A 16,452-nucleotide genomic window follows, 5' to 3' on the forward strand; every position below is an offset into this window, starting at 1 on the left:
TCATGCCTTCAATCCTGCGTGTAGATCCTGCAAGCGGCGCACGGTCTTCTCGGGACCGAATTTCAGCGCTTCACAGATGGCTTCGCCAGCAGCAATGGTGGTGGTGCAGTAAATCTTGTGCTGCAAGGCATTACGACGAATGGAATACGAATCAGCGATCGACTGACGACCTTCGGTGGTGTTGATGATCAGCGTGACTTCGTCATTCTTGATCATGTCGACCACATGCGGACGACCTTCGGTCACCTTGTTCACACGGCGCACTTTCAGGCCTGCCGCCTCGATCAGCTTGGCAGTACCGGCAGTGGCAACCACTTCGAAGCCCAAGTTGATCAGATCACGGGCCACGCCCGCAACCAGCGGCTTGTCGTCGTCACGTACGCTGATGAACGCAGTACCGCCGGTCGGCAGCACTTCGCTGGCACCCATCTGGGCCTTGGCGAACGCTTCACCGAAGGTGTCGCCCACGCCCATCACTTCACCGGTGGACTTCATCTCCGGGCCGAGGATCGGGTCAACGCCGGGGAATTTGGCGAACGGGAACACCGCCTCTTTCACGCTGTAGAAGTTCGGGATGATTTCCTTGGTGAAGCCGATTTCCTTCAAGGTCTTACCGGCCATGACGCGAGCCGCGATCATTGCCAGGGAAACACCGATGCACTTGGAAACGAACGGCACGGTACGGGAAGCACGCGGGTTGACTTCGATGACGTAGATGTCGTCGCCTTGCAGCGCCAACTGAACGTTCATCAGGCCGATTACGCCCAGTTCCAGAGCCATTTTCTTGACCTGGTCACGCATCTCGTCCTGGATGTGCGCTGGCAGCGAGTACGGCGGCAGCGAGCACGCGGAGTCACCGGAGTGAACACCAGCCTGCTCGATGTGCTGCATGATCGCGCCGATCACAACGTCTTTGCCGTCGCAGACCGCATCCACGTCCATCTCGATGGCGCAGTTGAGGAAGTGGTCCAGCAGCACCGGGCTGTCGTTGGACACTTGCACCGCTTCGCGCAGGTAGCGCTTGAGTTCTTCTTCTTCGTAGACGATTTCCATCGCACGACCGCCCAGCACATAGGACGGACGCACCACCAGCGGGTAACCGATCTTGCTGGCGGCACGAATCGCTTCGTCTTCGCTGCGCACGGTGGCATTTGGCGGCTGACGCAGGTTCAGGCGCTGGACCATCTGCTGGAAGCGCTCACGGTCTTCGGCACGGTCGATGGCGTCAGGGCTGGTACCGATGATCGGCACGCCGGCGGCTTCCAGGGCGCGAGCCAGCTTCAGTGGAGTCTGGCCGCCGTACTGGACGATCACGCCTTTCGGCTTCTCGACGCGAACGATTTCCAGCACGTCTTCCAGGGTCACTGGTTCGAAGTACAGGCGATCGGAAGTGTCATAGTCGGTGGAAACGGTTTCCGGGTTGCAGTTGACCATGATGGTCTCGTAGCCGTCATCGCGCAGGGCCAGTGCCGCGTGTACGCAGCAGTAGTCGAACTCGATGCCTTGGCCGATGCGGTTCGGACCGCCACCCAGGATCATGATCTTGTCGCGACCCGATGGCGCCGCTTCGCACTCTTCCTCGTACGTCGAGTAGAGGTAGGCAGTATCGGTGGCGAACTCGGCGGCGCAGGTGTCGACGCGCTTGTAGACCGGGAAGATTTCCAGCTTGTGACGGTGAGCGCGCAGGCTCTTCTCGGTCACACCCAGCAATTTGGCCAGGCGCATATCGGAGAAGCCTTTGCGCTTGAGGCGGAACATCAGATCGCGGTCGATGCTGGTCAGACCCAGGGTCTTGACCTTCTCTTCTTCCTTGATCAGGTCTTCCATCTGCACCAGGAACCAAGGGTCGATCATGGTCATGCCGAAGATGTCTTCGACGGTCATGCCGGCGCGCATGGCGTCCGCCACGTACCAGATACGCTCCGCACCCGGCACGGTCAGCTCGCGCTTGAGCACGCTCATGCTTTCCGGGTTGGCCAGGTCAACCTTCTCGTCCAGGCCGCAAACGCCCACTTCCAGGCCACGCAGGGCTTTCTGCAGGGATTCCTGGAAGGTACGGCCGATGGCCATGACTTCACCGACAGACTTCATCTGGGTGGTCAGGCGCGCGTCAGCCTTGGCGAACTTCTCGAAAGCGAAGCGTGGCAACTTGGTGACGACGTAGTCGATGGACGGCTCGAAGGACGCCGGGGTCTTGCCGCCGGTGATGTCGTTCGACAGCTCGTCGAGGGTGTAACCCACAGCCAGCTTGGCCGCGACCTTGGCGATCGGGAAGCCGGTGGCCTTCGAAGCCAGGGCCGAAGAACGCGATACACGCGGGTTCATCTCGATCACGACCATGCGGCCGGTGTTCGGGCAGATACCGAACTGAACGTTGGAACCGCCGGTTTCCACGCCGATCTCGCGCAGTACCGCCAGGGAGGCGTTACGCAGGATCTGGTATTCCTTGTCGGTCAGGGTCTGTGCAGGAGCCACGGTGATCGAGTCACCGGTGTGCACGCCCATCGGGTCGAAGTTTTCGATGGAGCAGACGATGATGCAGTTGTCCTTCTTATCGCGGACAACCTCCATCTCGTATTCTTTCCAGCCGATCAGCGATTCGTCGATCAGCAGCTCTTTGGTCGGCGACAGGTCCAGACCACGGGCGCAGATTTCTTCGAACTCTTCACGGTTGTAAGCGATACCGCCACCGGTGCCGCCCATGGTGAAGGACGGACGGATGATGCACGGGAAGCCGAGCTTCTCGAGGACCGCATTGGCCTCTTCCATGCTGTGGGCGATACCGGAACGCGGGCACGCCAGGCCGATGGACTTCATCGCCTTGTCGAAACGCGAGCGGTCTTCAGCCTTGTCGATGGTGTCGGCGTTGGCACCGATCATCTCTACGCCGAACTTCTCCAGAACGCCTTCGCGCTCCAGGTCCAGGGCGCAGTTCAGAGCGGTCTGGCCACCCATGGTCGGCAGCAGCGCGTCCGGACGCTCTTTCTCGATGATCTTGGCAACGGTCTGCCACTTGATCGGCTCGATGTAGGTGGCGTCGGCCATGGCCGGGTCGGTCATGATGGTGGCCGGGTTGGAGTTCACCAGGATGACGCGGTAACCCTCTTCGCGCAGGGCTTTGCAGGCCTGGGCGCCGGAGTAGTCGAATTCGCAGGCCTGGCCGATCACGATCGGGCCAGCGCCGAGAATCAGGATGCTTTTAATGTCTGTACGTTTTGGCATGGGTTTGTCACTCAAATCCGCAGGTCAGTCGGCAAGCCGTCTTGTTCAATCTCTGAAGCCTTGAGGGGGCCGCCGGTGCGGGGCCACCCTCAAGCTTTGCTACATCAGGGCGAGCGATCAGCGTCGCTTGGCCATCTCGGTGATGAAGCGATCGAACAATGGCGCTACGTCGTTCGGGCCAGGGCTGGCTTCCGGGTGACCCTGGAAGCTGAAGGCGCTCTTGTCGGTACGCTCGATCCCTTGCAGGGTGCCGTCGAACAGCGATTTGTGGATCGCGCGAACGTTGGCCGGCAGGGTCGCTTCGTCTACGGCAAAACCGTGGTTCTGGCTGGTGATCATCACCACACCGCTGTCCAGGTCCTGGACGGGGTGGTTGGCACCGTGGTGGCCGTGACCCATTTTCAGGGTCTTGGCGCCGGAGGCCAGGGCCAGCAACTGGTGACCGAGGCAGATACCGAAGACCGGGATCTCGGTTTCCAGCACATCCTTGATCGCCTGGATCGCGTAGTCGCAAGGCTCCGGATCACCAGGGCCGTTGGACAGGAACACGCCGTCCGGCTTCAGCGCCAGCACATCGGCGGCAGGAGTTTGCGCAGGGACGACAGTCACGCGGCAACCGCGTTCGACCAGCATGCGCAGGATGTTCACCTTGACGCCGTAGTCGTAGGCGACCACATGGTACGGCAGCTCGGAGGCTTCGATGGTTGCGTGGCTGTCGGTTTTCAGATCCCAGACAGTCGAGCGCCACTCGTAGCTTTCCTTGGTGCTGACGACTTTCGCCAGGTCCATGCCCTTGAGGCCAGGGAAACCCTGGGCGGCGGCGATGGCGGCAGCTTCGGAAATGTTGTCACCGGCCATGATGCAGCCGTTCTGCGCGCCTTTTTCACGCAGGATGCGCGTCAGGCGGCGGGTGTCGATACCGGCGATGGCCACAACATTGTTGGCCTTCAGGTAGTCGGACAGGGACATCGTGTTACGCCAGTTGCTCGCCACCAGTGGCAGGTCACGAATGACCAGGCCGGCAGACCAGACGCGGTTGGACTCGGCGTCCTCCGGCGTGGTGCCGGTGTTGCCGATGTGCGGGTAAGTCAGGGTAACGATTTGTTGGGCGTAGGAAGGATCGGTAAGGATTTCCTGATAGCCGGTCATTGCGGTGTTGAACACCACCTCACCAACGGTTTGACCGTCGGCTCCAATGGCTTCGCCGCGAAAAATGCTGCCATCAGCAAGGGCGAGTATGGCTGGCTTAGTCAAGAAGACCTCCCGTAAATAAAGCCTGAAAGGGCGATCGCAGGTTGTAAAAAAGCGGAGTGACGTATGGACACGTCACCCCGCTTCTTCACTGAATTATTCTGCGCGCTTTTAGTGGACACACTAAAGCTGTAGCTTACAGAAAAAGGCTTTTTTGGTCTACCGCCAATGAGCCTTAAAGGCTGGAGAATGCGACAGGACGTCGCTTGGCGGAACAAAACCGGGCTCAAACGCGGTGCGCGAGCCCGATTTCGGGTGCATATTAACGCAAATCGAGCACGTCTTGCATGTCGTAAAGGCCAGGCTCGCGCCCGTCCAGCCACAAAGCAGCACGTACCGCGCCCTTGGCGAACGTCATGCGACTGGAAGCCTTGTGGGTGATCTCGACACGCTCGCCGTCGGCAGCGAACAGCACGGTGTGATCACCAACGATGTCGCCAGCGCGTACGGTGGCGAAACCAATGGTCTCGCGCTCACGAGCGCCGGTCTGCCCCTCACGACCGTACACCGCCACTTTCTTCAGGTCGCGACCCAACGCATCGGCAATCACCTCACCCATGCGCACGGCAGTGCCGGACGGCGCATCGACTTTATGCCGATGGTGAGCTTCGGTGATTTCGATATCGACATCGTCGCCCAACACGCGAGCGGCCGTGTCGAGCAGCTTCAGGCACAGGTTGACCCCGACACTGAAGTTGGCCGCGAAGACAATCGGAATGTCCTTGCCCGCTTCCGCCAGCAGTTGCTTCTCTTCAACGCTGAAGCCGGTGGTACCGATGATCATGGCCTTGCCGTGTTTACGGCAGAAAGCCAGGTTCTTCAGGGTCACCGTCGGGTGAGTGAAGTCGATCAGCACGTCGAACTCGTCGACCACCCGATCCAGATCACCGGACAGAGGCACGCCGATACGACCCAGCGCAGCCAGCTCACCGGCATCCGCGCCGACCAGCGTGCTGTCGGGGCGATCCACCGCCGCCGTCAGACCGGCGCCCGGAGTTTGCTGCACCGCTTCAATCAGGGTCTTGCCCATGCGCCCGGCGGCGCCCATCACTGCAATACGTCGCATGCCTGCCTCCTTACAAATCGCCGAAGAAACGCTTCACGCCTTCGAACCAACCGGTGGTTTTTGGCGAATGGCTGTTGTCATCCGCCAGCGAACTACGGAACTCCTCGAGCATTTCACGCTGGCGACGGCTCAGGTTGACCGGAGTCTCGACCGCCACACGGCACATCAAGTCACCAGCACCACCACCACGCACAGGCGCGACACCCTTGCCACGTACACGGAACTGCTTGCCGGTCTGGGTCCCCTCAGGAATCTTCAGCTTGACCCGACCATCAAGGGTCGGAATCTCCAGCTCGCCACCCAGCGCCGCATCGACGAAGCTGATCGGCACTTCGCAGAACAGATGCTTGCCATCGCGCTGGAAAATCGAGTGCTCGCGCACATTGATCACCACGTACAGGTCGCCAGTCGGCCCACCCTGGGCACCCGCCTCGCCCTCACCGGACAGACGAATGCGGTCACCGGTATCGACACCGGCCGGCACTTTCACCGACAGGGTCTTGTACTCTTCGACACGACCTTCGCCGTGGCAGGAGTCGCACGGATCGGAAATGATCTTGCCCTGGCCATGGCAGCGCGGGCAGGTCTGTTGCACCGAGAAGAAACCTTGCTGCATGCGCACCTGGCCGATACCGCCGCAAGTCGGGCAGGTCACGGGCGCAGAACCCTTCTTGGCACCGGAGCCGTCGCAAGGCTTGCAGTTGACCAGCGTCGGAACGCGGATATTCACGGTCGTACCGCGCACCGCTTCTTCGAGGTCCAGTTCCAGGGTGTAGCGCAAGTCACTGCCGCGCTGAGCGCCGCCACGGGAACCGCCGCGACCACCACCGAAGAAGTCACTGAAGACATCGCCAAAGATGTCGGAGAAGTTCTGACCACCGAAACCGGCACCGCCGCCACCCATGCTCGGGTCGACACCGGCATGGCCATACTGGTCGTATGCCGCGCGTTTGCTGGAGTCGGACAGCACTTCGTAGGCCTCGTTGGCCTCCTTGAACATGTCTTCCGACGCTTTGTCATCGGGATTACGGTCCGGGTGATGCTTCATTGCCAGGCGACGGTAGGCCTTTTTCAGGTCCGCTTCGCTTGAGCCACGCTCAACACCCAACACTTCGTAATAGTCACGCTTTGCCATAAGTCTTTGCACTCTTGAGGACGTCCGACAAAACCCTCCTGAGTTTGCCGAACTCGTTGAGCCCCAATACAGGCCCGGACCCAACTCACGTCAATTCAACGATCCTGGTCTTTGATTCTTGCGGTACTTGCGGCACGAAAAGCAGGAGCATTCCCGGCCATACCAACAACACGCGACCGCTGTCGCATGCTGTAAAAATTCGCGTATTCCAGATACGCCAACGCGGGAGCAAGCTCCCGCGCGGCGACATCCTACCAGTCACCGCCTTGAGGCAGTCAACCGGCCGACCAACAACTTACTTGTGGTCTTTGACTTCTTCGAACTCGGCATCGACAACGTCGTCAGCCTTTTCCGCCTTGTCGTCGTGCGGTGCAGCGCCTTCAGCAGGCTGAGCCTGTTCGGCGTACATCTTCTGCGCCACTGGAGCGGAGACCTTGGACAGCTCCTCAACCTTGGCGTCGATAGCAGCCTTGTCGTCGCCTTTAACAGCGGCTTCCAGGGCAACTACGGCCGCTTCGATTGCAGTCTTCTCTTCAGCGCTCACTTTATCGCCGGCATCGGCAACCATTTTGCGCGTCGAGTGAACCAGTGCGTCACCCTGGTTGCGGGCAGCGGCCAGTTCTTCGAACTTGCGGTCTTCCTCGGCGTTCGCCTCGGCATCACGCACCATGCGCTCGATTTCCTCGTCGGACAGACCGGAGTTGGCCTTGATCACGATCGACTGAGTTTTGCCGGTAGCCTTGTCCTTCGCACCTACGTGCAAGATGCCGTTGGCGTCGATGTCGAAGGTCACTTCGATCTGTGGCACGCCACGTGGAGCTGGTGGAATGTCGGCCAGATCGAACTTGCCCAGGGACTTGTTCTGTGCGGCTTGCTTACGCTCGCCTTGCAGCACGTGAATGGTCACGGCGCCCTGGTTGTCGTCGGCAGTCGAGAACACTTGCGATTTCTTGGTAGGAATCGTGGTGTTTTTCTCGATCAGCGCGGTCATCACGCCACCCATGGTTTCGATACCCAGGGTCAGCGGGCTGACGTCGAGCAGCAGAACGTCTTTCACGTCACCGGCCAGTACCGCGCCCTGGATAGCAGCACCCATGGCAACCGCTTCGTCCGGGTTGACGTCTTTACGAGCTTCTTTACCGAAGAACTCGGTGACCAGCTTCTGAACCAGTGGCATACGGGTCTGACCGCCCACCAGGATCACGTCGTTGATCGCGCCAACGTCGATACCGGCATCTTTCATTGCGATGCGGCAAGGTTCGATGGTGCGCTGAACCAGGTCTTCCACCAGCGCTTCGAGCTTGGCGCGGGAGATCTTCACGTTCAGGTGCTTAGGACCGGTGGCGTCTGCAGTGATGTACGGCAGGTTCACGTCGGTCGACTGGCTCGAGGACAGTTCGATCTTGGCTTTTTCAGCGGCTTCTTTCAGGCGCTGCATGGCCAGCGGGTCGCCTTTGAGGTTCATGCCGCTTTCTTTCTTGAATTCGTCGACGAGGTAGTCGATCAGACGAATGTCAAAGTCTTCACCGCCCAGGAACGTGTCACCGTTGGTGGCCAGTACTTCGAACTGGTGCTCGCCATCGACTTCAGCGATCTCGATCACGGAAACGTCGAAAGTACCACCACCCAGGTCGTAAACGATCACGGTGTGATCGCCCTTGGCTTTGTCCATGCCGTAAGCCAGAGCGGCTGCGGTTGGTTCGTTGATGATACGTTTTACGTCCAGGCCAGCAATGCGGCCGGCGTCTTTGGTGGCCTGACGCTGGCTGTCGTTGAAGTAGGCCGGAACGGTGATCACCGCTTCAGTCACGGTCTCGCCGAGATAGTCTTCGGCGGTCTTCTTCATTTTTTTCAGGATTTCAGCCGAGATTTGTGGCGGTGCCATTTTCTGGCCGTTCACTTCAACCCAGGCGTCGCTGTTGTCAGCCTTGACGATCTTGTAAGGGACCATCTGGATGTCTTTCTGCACGACTTCTTCGTCGAAACGACGACCGATCAGACGCTTCACCGCATACAGGGTGTTATGCGGATTGGTCACAGCCTGACGCTTGGCCGACTGGCCAACCAGGATTTCGCCATCGTTGGCGTAAGCGATGATCGACGGCGTGGTACGCGCGCCTTCAGCGTTTTCAATAACTTTTGCCTTGCCGTTTTCCAGCACGGAGACGCAGGAGTTGGTAGTCCCCAGGTCGATACCGATAATTTTGCCCATGTTCACTCTCCCGAAACTTTGGATTTGGTTGCCGCAGCAGTGGTGGCTAACTGCGGTAGCACTTAAACGCTTGACTTATAAATGGGGGCCTTGCGGCGGATTTCAAGCCTGCTCGTCAATCGAAGGCGAAACCGGCGCAGGCGCCTTGCTGACCACGACCATCGCCGGGCGCAGCAGGCGGCCATTGAGCTGATAGCCCTTCTGGAACACCTTCAGAACGCTGTTCGGCTCGACGTCAGCGCTTTCCTGCATGGCCATCGCCTGATGGTGAACGGCGTTGAACGGTTCGCCATGGGGATCGATCGCTTCAAGCTGATAACGCTTGAGGGTGTCGTGGAACATTTTCAGAGTCAGCTCGATACCTTCGCGCATCGGACGGATGCTTTCGTCGTCCGGGCTGGACAGCTCCAGGCCGCGCTCCAGGCTGTCGACGATCGGCAGCAGGTCGCTGGCGAATTTTTCCAGCGCGAACTTGTGAGCCTTTTCCACATCCTGCTCGGCGCGACGGCGGACGTTCTGCAGATCCGCGGCTACACGCAAAGCCTGATCCTGAGCGCCTGCCAGTTGCTCTTCGAGCACTTGTACACGAGCCGCCAGGTCATCACCCGAAGCCTCGGGCGCCTGGTTGGCGTCTGGGTTTTGCGTATCCACTGTCTGTTCGTCAGCCATAGATTTCTCCTTTCAATATCGTCCGCGAGCTCAACTCGCGCTTCTGCCCAGCTATATGGGGCCGCAAAATCCGGCTTCAAGGGGGCCCGACGATTAACCCTACAAAAAACAACTGCTTTGTCATTCCCGGCCGCGATAAGGCTTTCGTCGGACTGAGCGAATCGAGCTAACGAGGGGCATTGTCAGCCGGAAACAAAACACTGTATAAATAACCAGACCTAACACCTGGGAGCGGCCCATATGCTGGTGCACCTGTCCGTACACAACTACGCCATCGTTGAACATCTCGATCTCGAACTCGATCGCGGGATGAGCGTGATCACCGGGGAAACCGGCGCGGGCAAGTCAATCATGCTCGACGCGCTGGGCCTTACCCTGGGCGATCGCGCCGACAGTGGCGTGGTCCGCCCCGGCGCCGACAAGGCCGATATCCTGGCCACCTTCGATCTGGTCGACATTCCGGAAGCCAGCGCCTGGCTGGCCGAACGCGACCTCGAAAACGACGGCCCGTGCATCCTGCGCCGGGTCATCACATCCGAAGGGCGCTCGCGCGGCTACATCAACGGCACGCCCTGCCCGCTTGGCGACCTCAAGGCGCTGGGTGAGCTGCTGATCGACATTCACAGCCAGCACGAACACCAATCCCTGCTCAAGACCGATACCCACCGTCGCCTGCTCGATGAATATGCCGGCGCGACCGATCTGGCCCGCCAGGTTCAACTCGCCGCCCAGCGCTGGCGCCAGACCCGCCAGGAACTGGAGCGACTCTCCAACTCCGGCGATGAGCAACGCGCCCGCCATCAGTTGCTCAGCTATCAACTCGAAGAGCTGGAGAACCTTGGCCTTGGCGACAACGAACTGGAGCAGCTCGAGCAGGAACACAAGAACCTGACCAACGCCGAGACCCTGCTCGGCATCTGCCGACAAGTCGTCGAGCAATGCAGTGAGAGCGATTCCGGGAATGTCCTGAACGCCCTCACCGCCAGCCTCAACCGCCTGTCGAGCGTGAACAGTTCGATCGGCGCACTGGGCGAAGCCAGCAGCTTGCTGACCAGTGCACAGATCCAGGTTGAAGAGGCCGTTGGTGAACTGAACCGCTTCCTCGACAACTTCGACGCCGATCCGTCGCGCCTTCAATACCTCGAAGAGCGCCTCGACGCGATCTACACCCTGGCGCGCAAACACCGCATCCAGCCGACCGAAGTCGCAGAGATGCAGCAGAAACTGCTGGATGAAATCGAAACCCTCAACGCCAACGACGAATCCATCGAGCGGCTGAGCGACGAACTGTCTTCATACGCTCGTCATTATCAGGAAAAGGCTCGGGAACTGAGTGACCTGCGTCATCAGGCCTCGAGCAGCCTGGCCAGCGCCGTGGAACTGGAAATCCAGCGCCTGGGCATGCCTGGCGGGCGCTTCACCATCGAACTGCGCCCAAACAGCAGCGACGAACTGCTGCCTAACGGACTTGAACAGGTTGAACTGCTGGTCAGCGCCAACCCGGGCCAACCCTTGAAAGCCTTGGCAAAAGTCGCCTCCGGAGGCGAGCTGTCACGGATCAGCCTGGCGATCCAGGTGATCACTGCGCAGACCTCCCGCGTACCGACCCTGGTGTTCGACGAAGTAGACGTTGGTATCGGTGGTCCGACAGCAGAAATCGTCGGCCAACTGTTGCGGCGCCTCGGAGAACGCGGACAGGTACTGACCGTGACCCACTTGCCGCAAGTAGCAGCGCAAGGTCATCAACATCTATTTGTGCATAAAGTGCGCGGCGAAGATGCCACCCGCACGGCTGTTTCCAAATTGAGCAAAAACGACCGCGTCGAAGAAGTCGCACGGATGCTGGGGGGCATCGATCTCACCAAGGAGTCCCTGGCGCACGCAAAAAAAATGGTGGTGGCCGCAAAAGCCTGAATAAATAAAGGCAGAAAGCACGAAGGCGACCCTGGGGTCGCCTTCGTTCGTTTCGCGAACCTCAGGTTCGCGCGACATGCTTACTTTTTCTTGCGCACGTACAGCACCAGATTGTGATCAACCATCTCGAAGCCATACTTGTCGACGATTGCTTTCTGAAGCCGCTCGATTTCTTCGTCGAAGAATTCGATCACTTCGCTGGTTTCGACGTTGACCATATGGTCGTGATGCTTTCCGTCGTCCAGCTCGAAGACCGCATGGCCTCCATCGAAGTTGTGCCGCACCACAAGGCCAGCTGCCTCGAACTGGGTCAGAACACGGTAAACCGTGGCCAGACCGACGTCCTCACCAGCCTCCATAAGGGCCTTGTAGACATCCTCGGCACTCATGTGGCGCTGCTCGGCGGAATCGAGCATTTGCAGAATTTTGACCCGTGGCAGGGTCACTTTGAGGCCGGCTTTGCGTAGTTCGCTATTTTCAACCATGGTCAGCTTTCTCGCGATGCTGCTTCGCAGCTTCTCTTAATGCGGGTATGATCGGCGTTTACGTTGTCCCAGCCAAGATAGTGGAAGTCGCCCACCGATGCAAAACACCAAGCTCTTGCTAACCAGTTTCACCTTTGTGGGACTGCTCGCACTCGCCGGTTGTTCATTCCCCGGGGTTTACAAAATCGACATCCAGCAGGGCAATGTCGTCACGCAGGACATGATAGACCAGTTACGCCCGGGAATGACCCGTAAGCAAGTACGGTTTATCATGGGCAACCCTCTGCTGACCGACACGTTCCATGCCGATCGCTGGGATTATCTGTACAGCCTGCAACCGGGTGGCGGTGAACGCCAACAGGAACGCGTCAGCGTTATCTTCAACCCAAATGATCAGCTTGTCAGCCTCTCTGGTGATTTCATGCCAGGCGTGAGCCGTGACGAAGCCATTCTCGGCAAGGACAGCGGCACGACAGTGGCCGCCCCGGCAGAAAACGTCGAGAAGCCAAAACCGGAAAAACCGGTCAAGCCAGGTTCGTTGCTGGATCAGATCCAGAAGGACGTCGACGGTGTAGAAACCGTTCCGGTCCCGACGCCGCAACCACTGGACACCTCGCCGCAATAATTTGCGACGCAAAAAAAAGCCCGGCATGCCCGGGCTTTTTATTGTCTGGCGTTCCAGCCAATCACTGATTCCGCGCCTTGGCCTCGGCCGCTTTCGCCGCGCGCAGTCGGCGCACCTCTTTCGGATCGGCCAACAGCGGGCGGTAAATCTCGATACGATCCCCAGCCTGGACTGCCCGACTCTCCGGATCAGCTACCACCTTGCCGAAGATCCCCACAGGGCAATGGGCCAGATCCAGCTCCGGAAACTCTTCAGCCACGGCCGACCTGAGCAAGGCCGCCCGCACGGTCGTTCCAACAGGCACGGTCACTGTCAGCAGCACCTGACGGTCTTCGGCCGCGTAGACCACCTCGACTTCAATCATGACCTCAACCATGTATCTGCTTGGCGCGCTGGCAGAACGCATCCACCAAAGTATTGGCCGCCTGATTGAACAGCGGTCCCAAGGTGGCACGAACCAGCGGCCCGGCATAATCGAACGACAGATCGAGGCTGATCTTGCAGGCTTTGTCGGTCAACGCCTTGAATACCCAGATGCCATGCAATTGGGTGAAAGGGCCCTCCTCGAGGTTCATTTCGATCGACTGCCCCGGAACCAGCGTGTTGCGCGTCACGAAATGCTGGCTGAGGCCGCCCTTCGCCACGCCGACGCTCGCCCGCATATGCTCAGGTGAGCTCTCCAGGACTTCGGCGGACGAGCACCACGGCAGAAACTCCGGATAGCGCGCCACGTCATTGACCAGGTCATACAGCGCTTGTGCCGGGTACGGCAGCAAGGCCGAACGTGAAATGTGTGTCGTCATGTCAGCGTCACTTCCACAGCTGGGCGGCAAACACTACGAGAATGCCGATGGGCGCCACATAGCGCATCAAGAACAAGGACAGGCCAAACAGCGCAGGGTTACGGATCGACAACTCGTCGCGCACCGCTTCGCGCCCCATGATCCAGCCCGCAAACACCACGAAACACAAACCGCCAAGCGGCAACATGAGTCGCGAGGTGAAGAAATCGATCACACCGAAGAAGTCGAGACCACCGGCGGCTCCCCATTGGTAGAGGTGGAACATCCCGCCTTCGTTCACGAAGAACTTCGCCTCCTTCCAGATATTGAAGGAGAACACCGTGCCCAGGCCGACAAACCAGCAGCTGAACGCCAGCCAGAAGGTGACCCAGGCTCGGCTCACTTTAGTGCGCTCGACCAGGTAGGCCACCATCGGCTCAAGCAGGGAAATCGCCGAACTCCAGGCAGCGACCGCCACCAGCACGAAGAACACCACCCCCATCAATTGCCCGAACGCCACGTTACCGAAGGCAAACGGCAGGCTGACGAACATCAGCCCCGGCCCCTCGCTCGGATTCAGGCCCGCCGCAAAAACAATCGGAAACAATGCCAGGCCGGCCACCAGGGAAACGAAGGTATCGAGCAGCGCCACGCCAACGACCGTCCCTGAAATCGACGAGTTCTTCGGCATGTAGGCGCCGTAGATCATGATCGAGCCGACGCCCACGCTCAGGGAAAAGAACGCATGCCCCATCGCGGGCAACAAGCCGTCCATGACCTTTTCCGGGTGGAAGTCGAACATGAAATGCACGCCCGCCATGAAATGCCCGGTGGTCATGCTGTAGCCCAACAACACGAGGATCATCACGAACAGCAGCGGCATCATGATGCGCAAACTGCGTTCAAGCCCGGCAACCACACCCTTGGCGATCACCACCGCGGACAACAGCATGAAAATGGTGTGCCAAAGTGTCAGGCGCCAGGGATCGGCGATCACATTGCCGAAGTAAGCCCCCACCTGATCAGGCGTCGCCCCCTGAAAATCGCCACGCCCCATGTCGATGATGTAGTCCAGCGACCAGCCGCCGACCACACTGTAGAACGACAGGATCAGCAACGCGGTGATCATCCCGGCAAAAGCGCCCCAGGACCATTTGGCCGAGTGCCCCGCCTCTGTCGCCAGGATCTTCAAGGCATTGGCCGGGCTCTGCCGGGCACGCCGGCCGATCAGGGTTTCCGCCAGCATGACCGGCACCCCGATCAGCGCGATGCAGGCCAGGAACATCAGCACGAAGGCACCGCCGCCATAGACGCCGACCATGTACGGGAATTTCCAGATACTACCCAGCCCCACGGCCGAACCGGTCGCGGCGAGTATGAAGACCCAGCGGCTAGCCCAACTGCCGTGGACAGAAACCTTGTCTGTCGACATCGTTATCACGCCCAAGCGTTCAAAAAAGAGGCCGCATTGTCCGGGATTCAATCAACCTGCTCAAGCACGTAGCAACACCGTAGCCGACTCGCGTGCAACTCCCTATAATGCCGCCCCTATGGCTAAACAGAAGAAACACCCAACAGGGACCATCGCGCAAAACAAAAAGGCGCGACACGATTACTTCATCGAGCATCGTTTCGAGGCTGGTCTGGTCCTGGCCGGCTGGGAAGTAAAAAGTCTGCGGGCAAGCAAGCTGCAGCTGGTTGACAGCTACGTGCTGCTCAAGGATGGCGAAGCCTGGCTGCTCGGCAGCCACATTACGCCCCTGACGACCGCCAGTACCCACGTCATCGCCGATCCCGTGCGCACCCGTAAGTTGCTGCTCAACCGACGCGAGCTGGAAAAGCTGGCCGCGGCCGTGCAGCAAAAGGGTTACGCCTGCGTGTGCCTGTCCTGGTACTGGAGCAAGCACATGGTCAAGTGCGAGATCGCCCTGGGCAAGGGCAAGAAGGAATACGACAAGCGCGATACCGAACGCGAACGCGATGCCGGTCGCGAGTTGCAGCGTGCGGTACGCAACAAGGGCAAGGAAGACTGATTTTTCTGCCTGCGAATTGCGGCGCGAATAAAAAGATCGCAGCCTGCGGCAGCTCCTACAGGGAACGCATTCCAATGTAGGAGCTGCCGCAGGCTGCGATCTTTTGCATTAAACGGTCACATCCCCTTGCGCCGCTCCGCCCGGGCCACGCGCTGCACTTCCTGACGCACCTCTTCCAGCACTTCCTGCACATACAGAATGTGCCGACTGGAAACTTCCCGCGCCTGCTCCGCCCGCCCTTCGATAATCGCCTGATACAACTCTCGATGCTGCGTGATCAGCATGTCGCGGGTTTCAGTGCGCTGCTTGTACATCCCACCGATGTTGGTCACCACGTTGCGCTTGAGCAGATCGAACAGCCCGCGAATGGTGTGCAGCAACACGGCATTGTGGCTGGCCTCGGCAATCGCCAGGTGAAACCTTGCGTCCGCCGCACCCTCTTCGGCACGACTCACTTCTTCGTGACGCGAATAACAGTCCTGCAATTCGTTGAAAGCCGCGGTCAGCCGCTCGCGATCCACATCCGTGGCACGCAGCGCCGCATAGTAGGCGCAAGACGCTTCCAGCGTATGGCGAAACTCCAGCAGATCGCGTTGCGCCTCGGGGTTGCTTTCCAGCAGATGCAACAAGGGATCACTGAAGGTGCTGCCCAGTGATTCCACCACATAGTTGCCACCACCCTGGCGACTGACCAGCAGGCCCTTGGCGGTCAGTTTCTGAATGGCTTCGCGCAACGAAGGGCGAGACACGCCAAATTGCTCGGCCAGCGCGCGCTCGGCCGGCAAGCGCCCACCCGCTTTGAGCGTGCCCTCGAGGATCATGCCCTCAAGCTGCTCGACAATATCGTCAGACAAACGGCGCTGACGAATCTGATCAAACCCCATAACTCGATTACTCCACGATCCGACGGCTCGCCGGCGCTCTATTCTGGCCTATCGGCGCCGCGCCAGCACCTGCCACAACGCATTTGGTCATACCAGGCAGACGACCTGCGCACTTCGCATTCGACAAAAGTTTTAGGGCGGCAAATTGACACACCGCCTACAAGGCTTTTACCC

The 16,452-nt window shown here is 59.5% G+C and carries 14 protein-coding genes; 3 read left to right on the forward strand and 11 right to left on the reverse strand.

Translation table 11 applies throughout. The features are described from left to right. The 6 genes from carB to grpE all read right to left on the reverse strand — a co-directional run bounded on the left by carB (position 1) and on the right by grpE (position 9,555). Positions 1-3,222 carry a carbamoyl-phosphate synthase large subunit gene (gene carB / locus ACM6IT_RS02840; RefSeq protein ID WP_056728228.1) on the reverse strand — a complete coding sequence of 1,074 codons (3,222 nt, stop codon included), beginning with the start codon at positions 3,220-3,222 and terminating at the stop codon, positions 1-3. Between the two features lie 117 nt (positions 3,223-3,339). Then, a complete protein-coding gene (carA, locus tag ACM6IT_RS02845; protein WP_046038697.1) occupies positions 3,340-4,476 on the reverse strand; it encodes a glutamine-hydrolyzing carbamoyl-phosphate synthase small subunit in 1,137 nt (378 codons plus the stop codon). A 259-nt stretch (positions 4,477-4,735) separates the two neighbouring features. Next, entirely contained in the window at positions 4,736-5,539 is an 804-nt protein-coding gene (gene dapB, locus ACM6IT_RS02850) for a 4-hydroxy-tetrahydrodipicolinate reductase (protein ID WP_056728226.1), read from the reverse strand. A gap of 10 nt (positions 5,540-5,549) precedes the next feature. Then, entirely contained in the window at positions 5,550-6,674 is a 1,125-nt protein-coding gene (dnaJ, locus tag ACM6IT_RS02855; RefSeq protein WP_056728224.1) for a molecular chaperone DnaJ, read from the reverse strand. A gap of 295 nt (positions 6,675-6,969) precedes the next feature. Continuing rightward, positions 6,970-8,886: a molecular chaperone DnaK gene (dnaK, locus tag ACM6IT_RS02860; RefSeq protein WP_056728222.1), complete on the reverse strand. Its 1,917-nt coding sequence runs from the start codon at positions 8,884-8,886 to the stop codon at positions 6,970-6,972. Between the two features lie 102 nt (positions 8,887-8,988). Further along, on the reverse strand, positions 8,989-9,555 hold the full coding sequence (gene grpE, locus ACM6IT_RS02865) for a nucleotide exchange factor GrpE (RefSeq protein ID WP_056728221.1): 567 nt from the start codon (positions 9,553-9,555) through the stop codon (positions 8,989-8,991). A 240-nt stretch (positions 9,556-9,795) separates the two neighbouring features. On the opposite strand from grpE, the gene recN reads away from it, so the two are divergent. After that, positions 9,796-11,469: a DNA repair protein RecN gene (recN, locus tag ACM6IT_RS02870; RefSeq protein WP_223542505.1), complete on the forward strand. Its 1,674-nt coding sequence runs from the start codon at positions 9,796-9,798 to the stop codon at positions 11,467-11,469. A gap of 80 nt (positions 11,470-11,549) precedes the next feature. Here the strand turns inward: recN and fur are convergent, their stop codons facing one another. Beyond that, positions 11,550-11,954, reverse strand: a complete 405-nt coding sequence (gene fur / locus ACM6IT_RS02875; protein WP_003197684.1) for a ferric iron uptake transcriptional regulator — start codon at positions 11,952-11,954, stop codon at positions 11,550-11,552. 97 nt (positions 11,955-12,051) lie between these two features. On the opposite strand from fur, the gene ACM6IT_RS02880 reads away from it, so the two are divergent. After that, the gene (locus ACM6IT_RS02880) at positions 12,052-12,579 is read left to right on the forward strand and encodes an outer membrane protein assembly factor BamE (RefSeq protein ID WP_056728218.1); all 528 of its coding nucleotides are present in this window, start codon (positions 12,052-12,054) and stop codon (positions 12,577-12,579) included. A gap of 61 nt (positions 12,580-12,640) precedes the next feature. Here the strand turns inward: ACM6IT_RS02880 and ACM6IT_RS02885 are convergent, their stop codons facing one another. The 3 genes from ACM6IT_RS02885 to ACM6IT_RS02895 are packed head-to-tail and all read right to left on the reverse strand — an operon-like array spanning position 12,641 to position 14,793. Beyond that, on the reverse strand, positions 12,641-12,955 hold the full coding sequence (locus ACM6IT_RS02885) for an RnfH family protein (RefSeq protein WP_414913287.1): 315 nt from the start codon (positions 12,953-12,955) through the stop codon (positions 12,641-12,643). Further along, positions 12,948-13,382, reverse strand: a complete 435-nt coding sequence (locus tag ACM6IT_RS02890) for a type II toxin-antitoxin system RatA family toxin (protein WP_046038689.1) — start codon at positions 13,380-13,382, stop codon at positions 12,948-12,950. The genes ACM6IT_RS02885 and ACM6IT_RS02890 overlap by 8 nt, the downstream gene beginning before the upstream one ends. A gap of 7 nt (positions 13,383-13,389) precedes the next feature. Further along, the gene (locus tag ACM6IT_RS02895; protein ID WP_056728211.1) at positions 13,390-14,793 is read right to left on the reverse strand and encodes a sodium-dependent transporter; all 1,404 of its coding nucleotides are present in this window, start codon (positions 14,791-14,793) and stop codon (positions 13,390-13,392) included. Between the two features lie 118 nt (positions 14,794-14,911). Between ACM6IT_RS02895 and smpB the strand changes: the two genes are divergently transcribed. Continuing rightward, complete coding sequence (smpB, locus tag ACM6IT_RS02900) at positions 14,912-15,394, forward strand: SsrA-binding protein SmpB (protein WP_008057382.1); 483 nt, start codon at positions 14,912-14,914, stop codon at positions 15,392-15,394. A 116-nt stretch (positions 15,395-15,510) separates the two neighbouring features. Here smpB and ACM6IT_RS02905 read toward each other — a convergent pair whose 3' ends face one another. Continuing rightward, positions 15,511-16,278, reverse strand: a complete 768-nt coding sequence (locus ACM6IT_RS02905; RefSeq protein WP_414913288.1) for an FCD domain-containing protein — start codon at positions 16,276-16,278, stop codon at positions 15,511-15,513. Positions 16,279-16,452 lie beyond the last annotated feature (174 nt).

The organism is Pseudomonas sp. IT-P4, assembly GCF_949767755.1.
GTDB classification, from domain to species: domain Bacteria; phylum Pseudomonadota; class Gammaproteobacteria; order Pseudomonadales; family Pseudomonadaceae; genus Aquipseudomonas; species Aquipseudomonas monachiensis.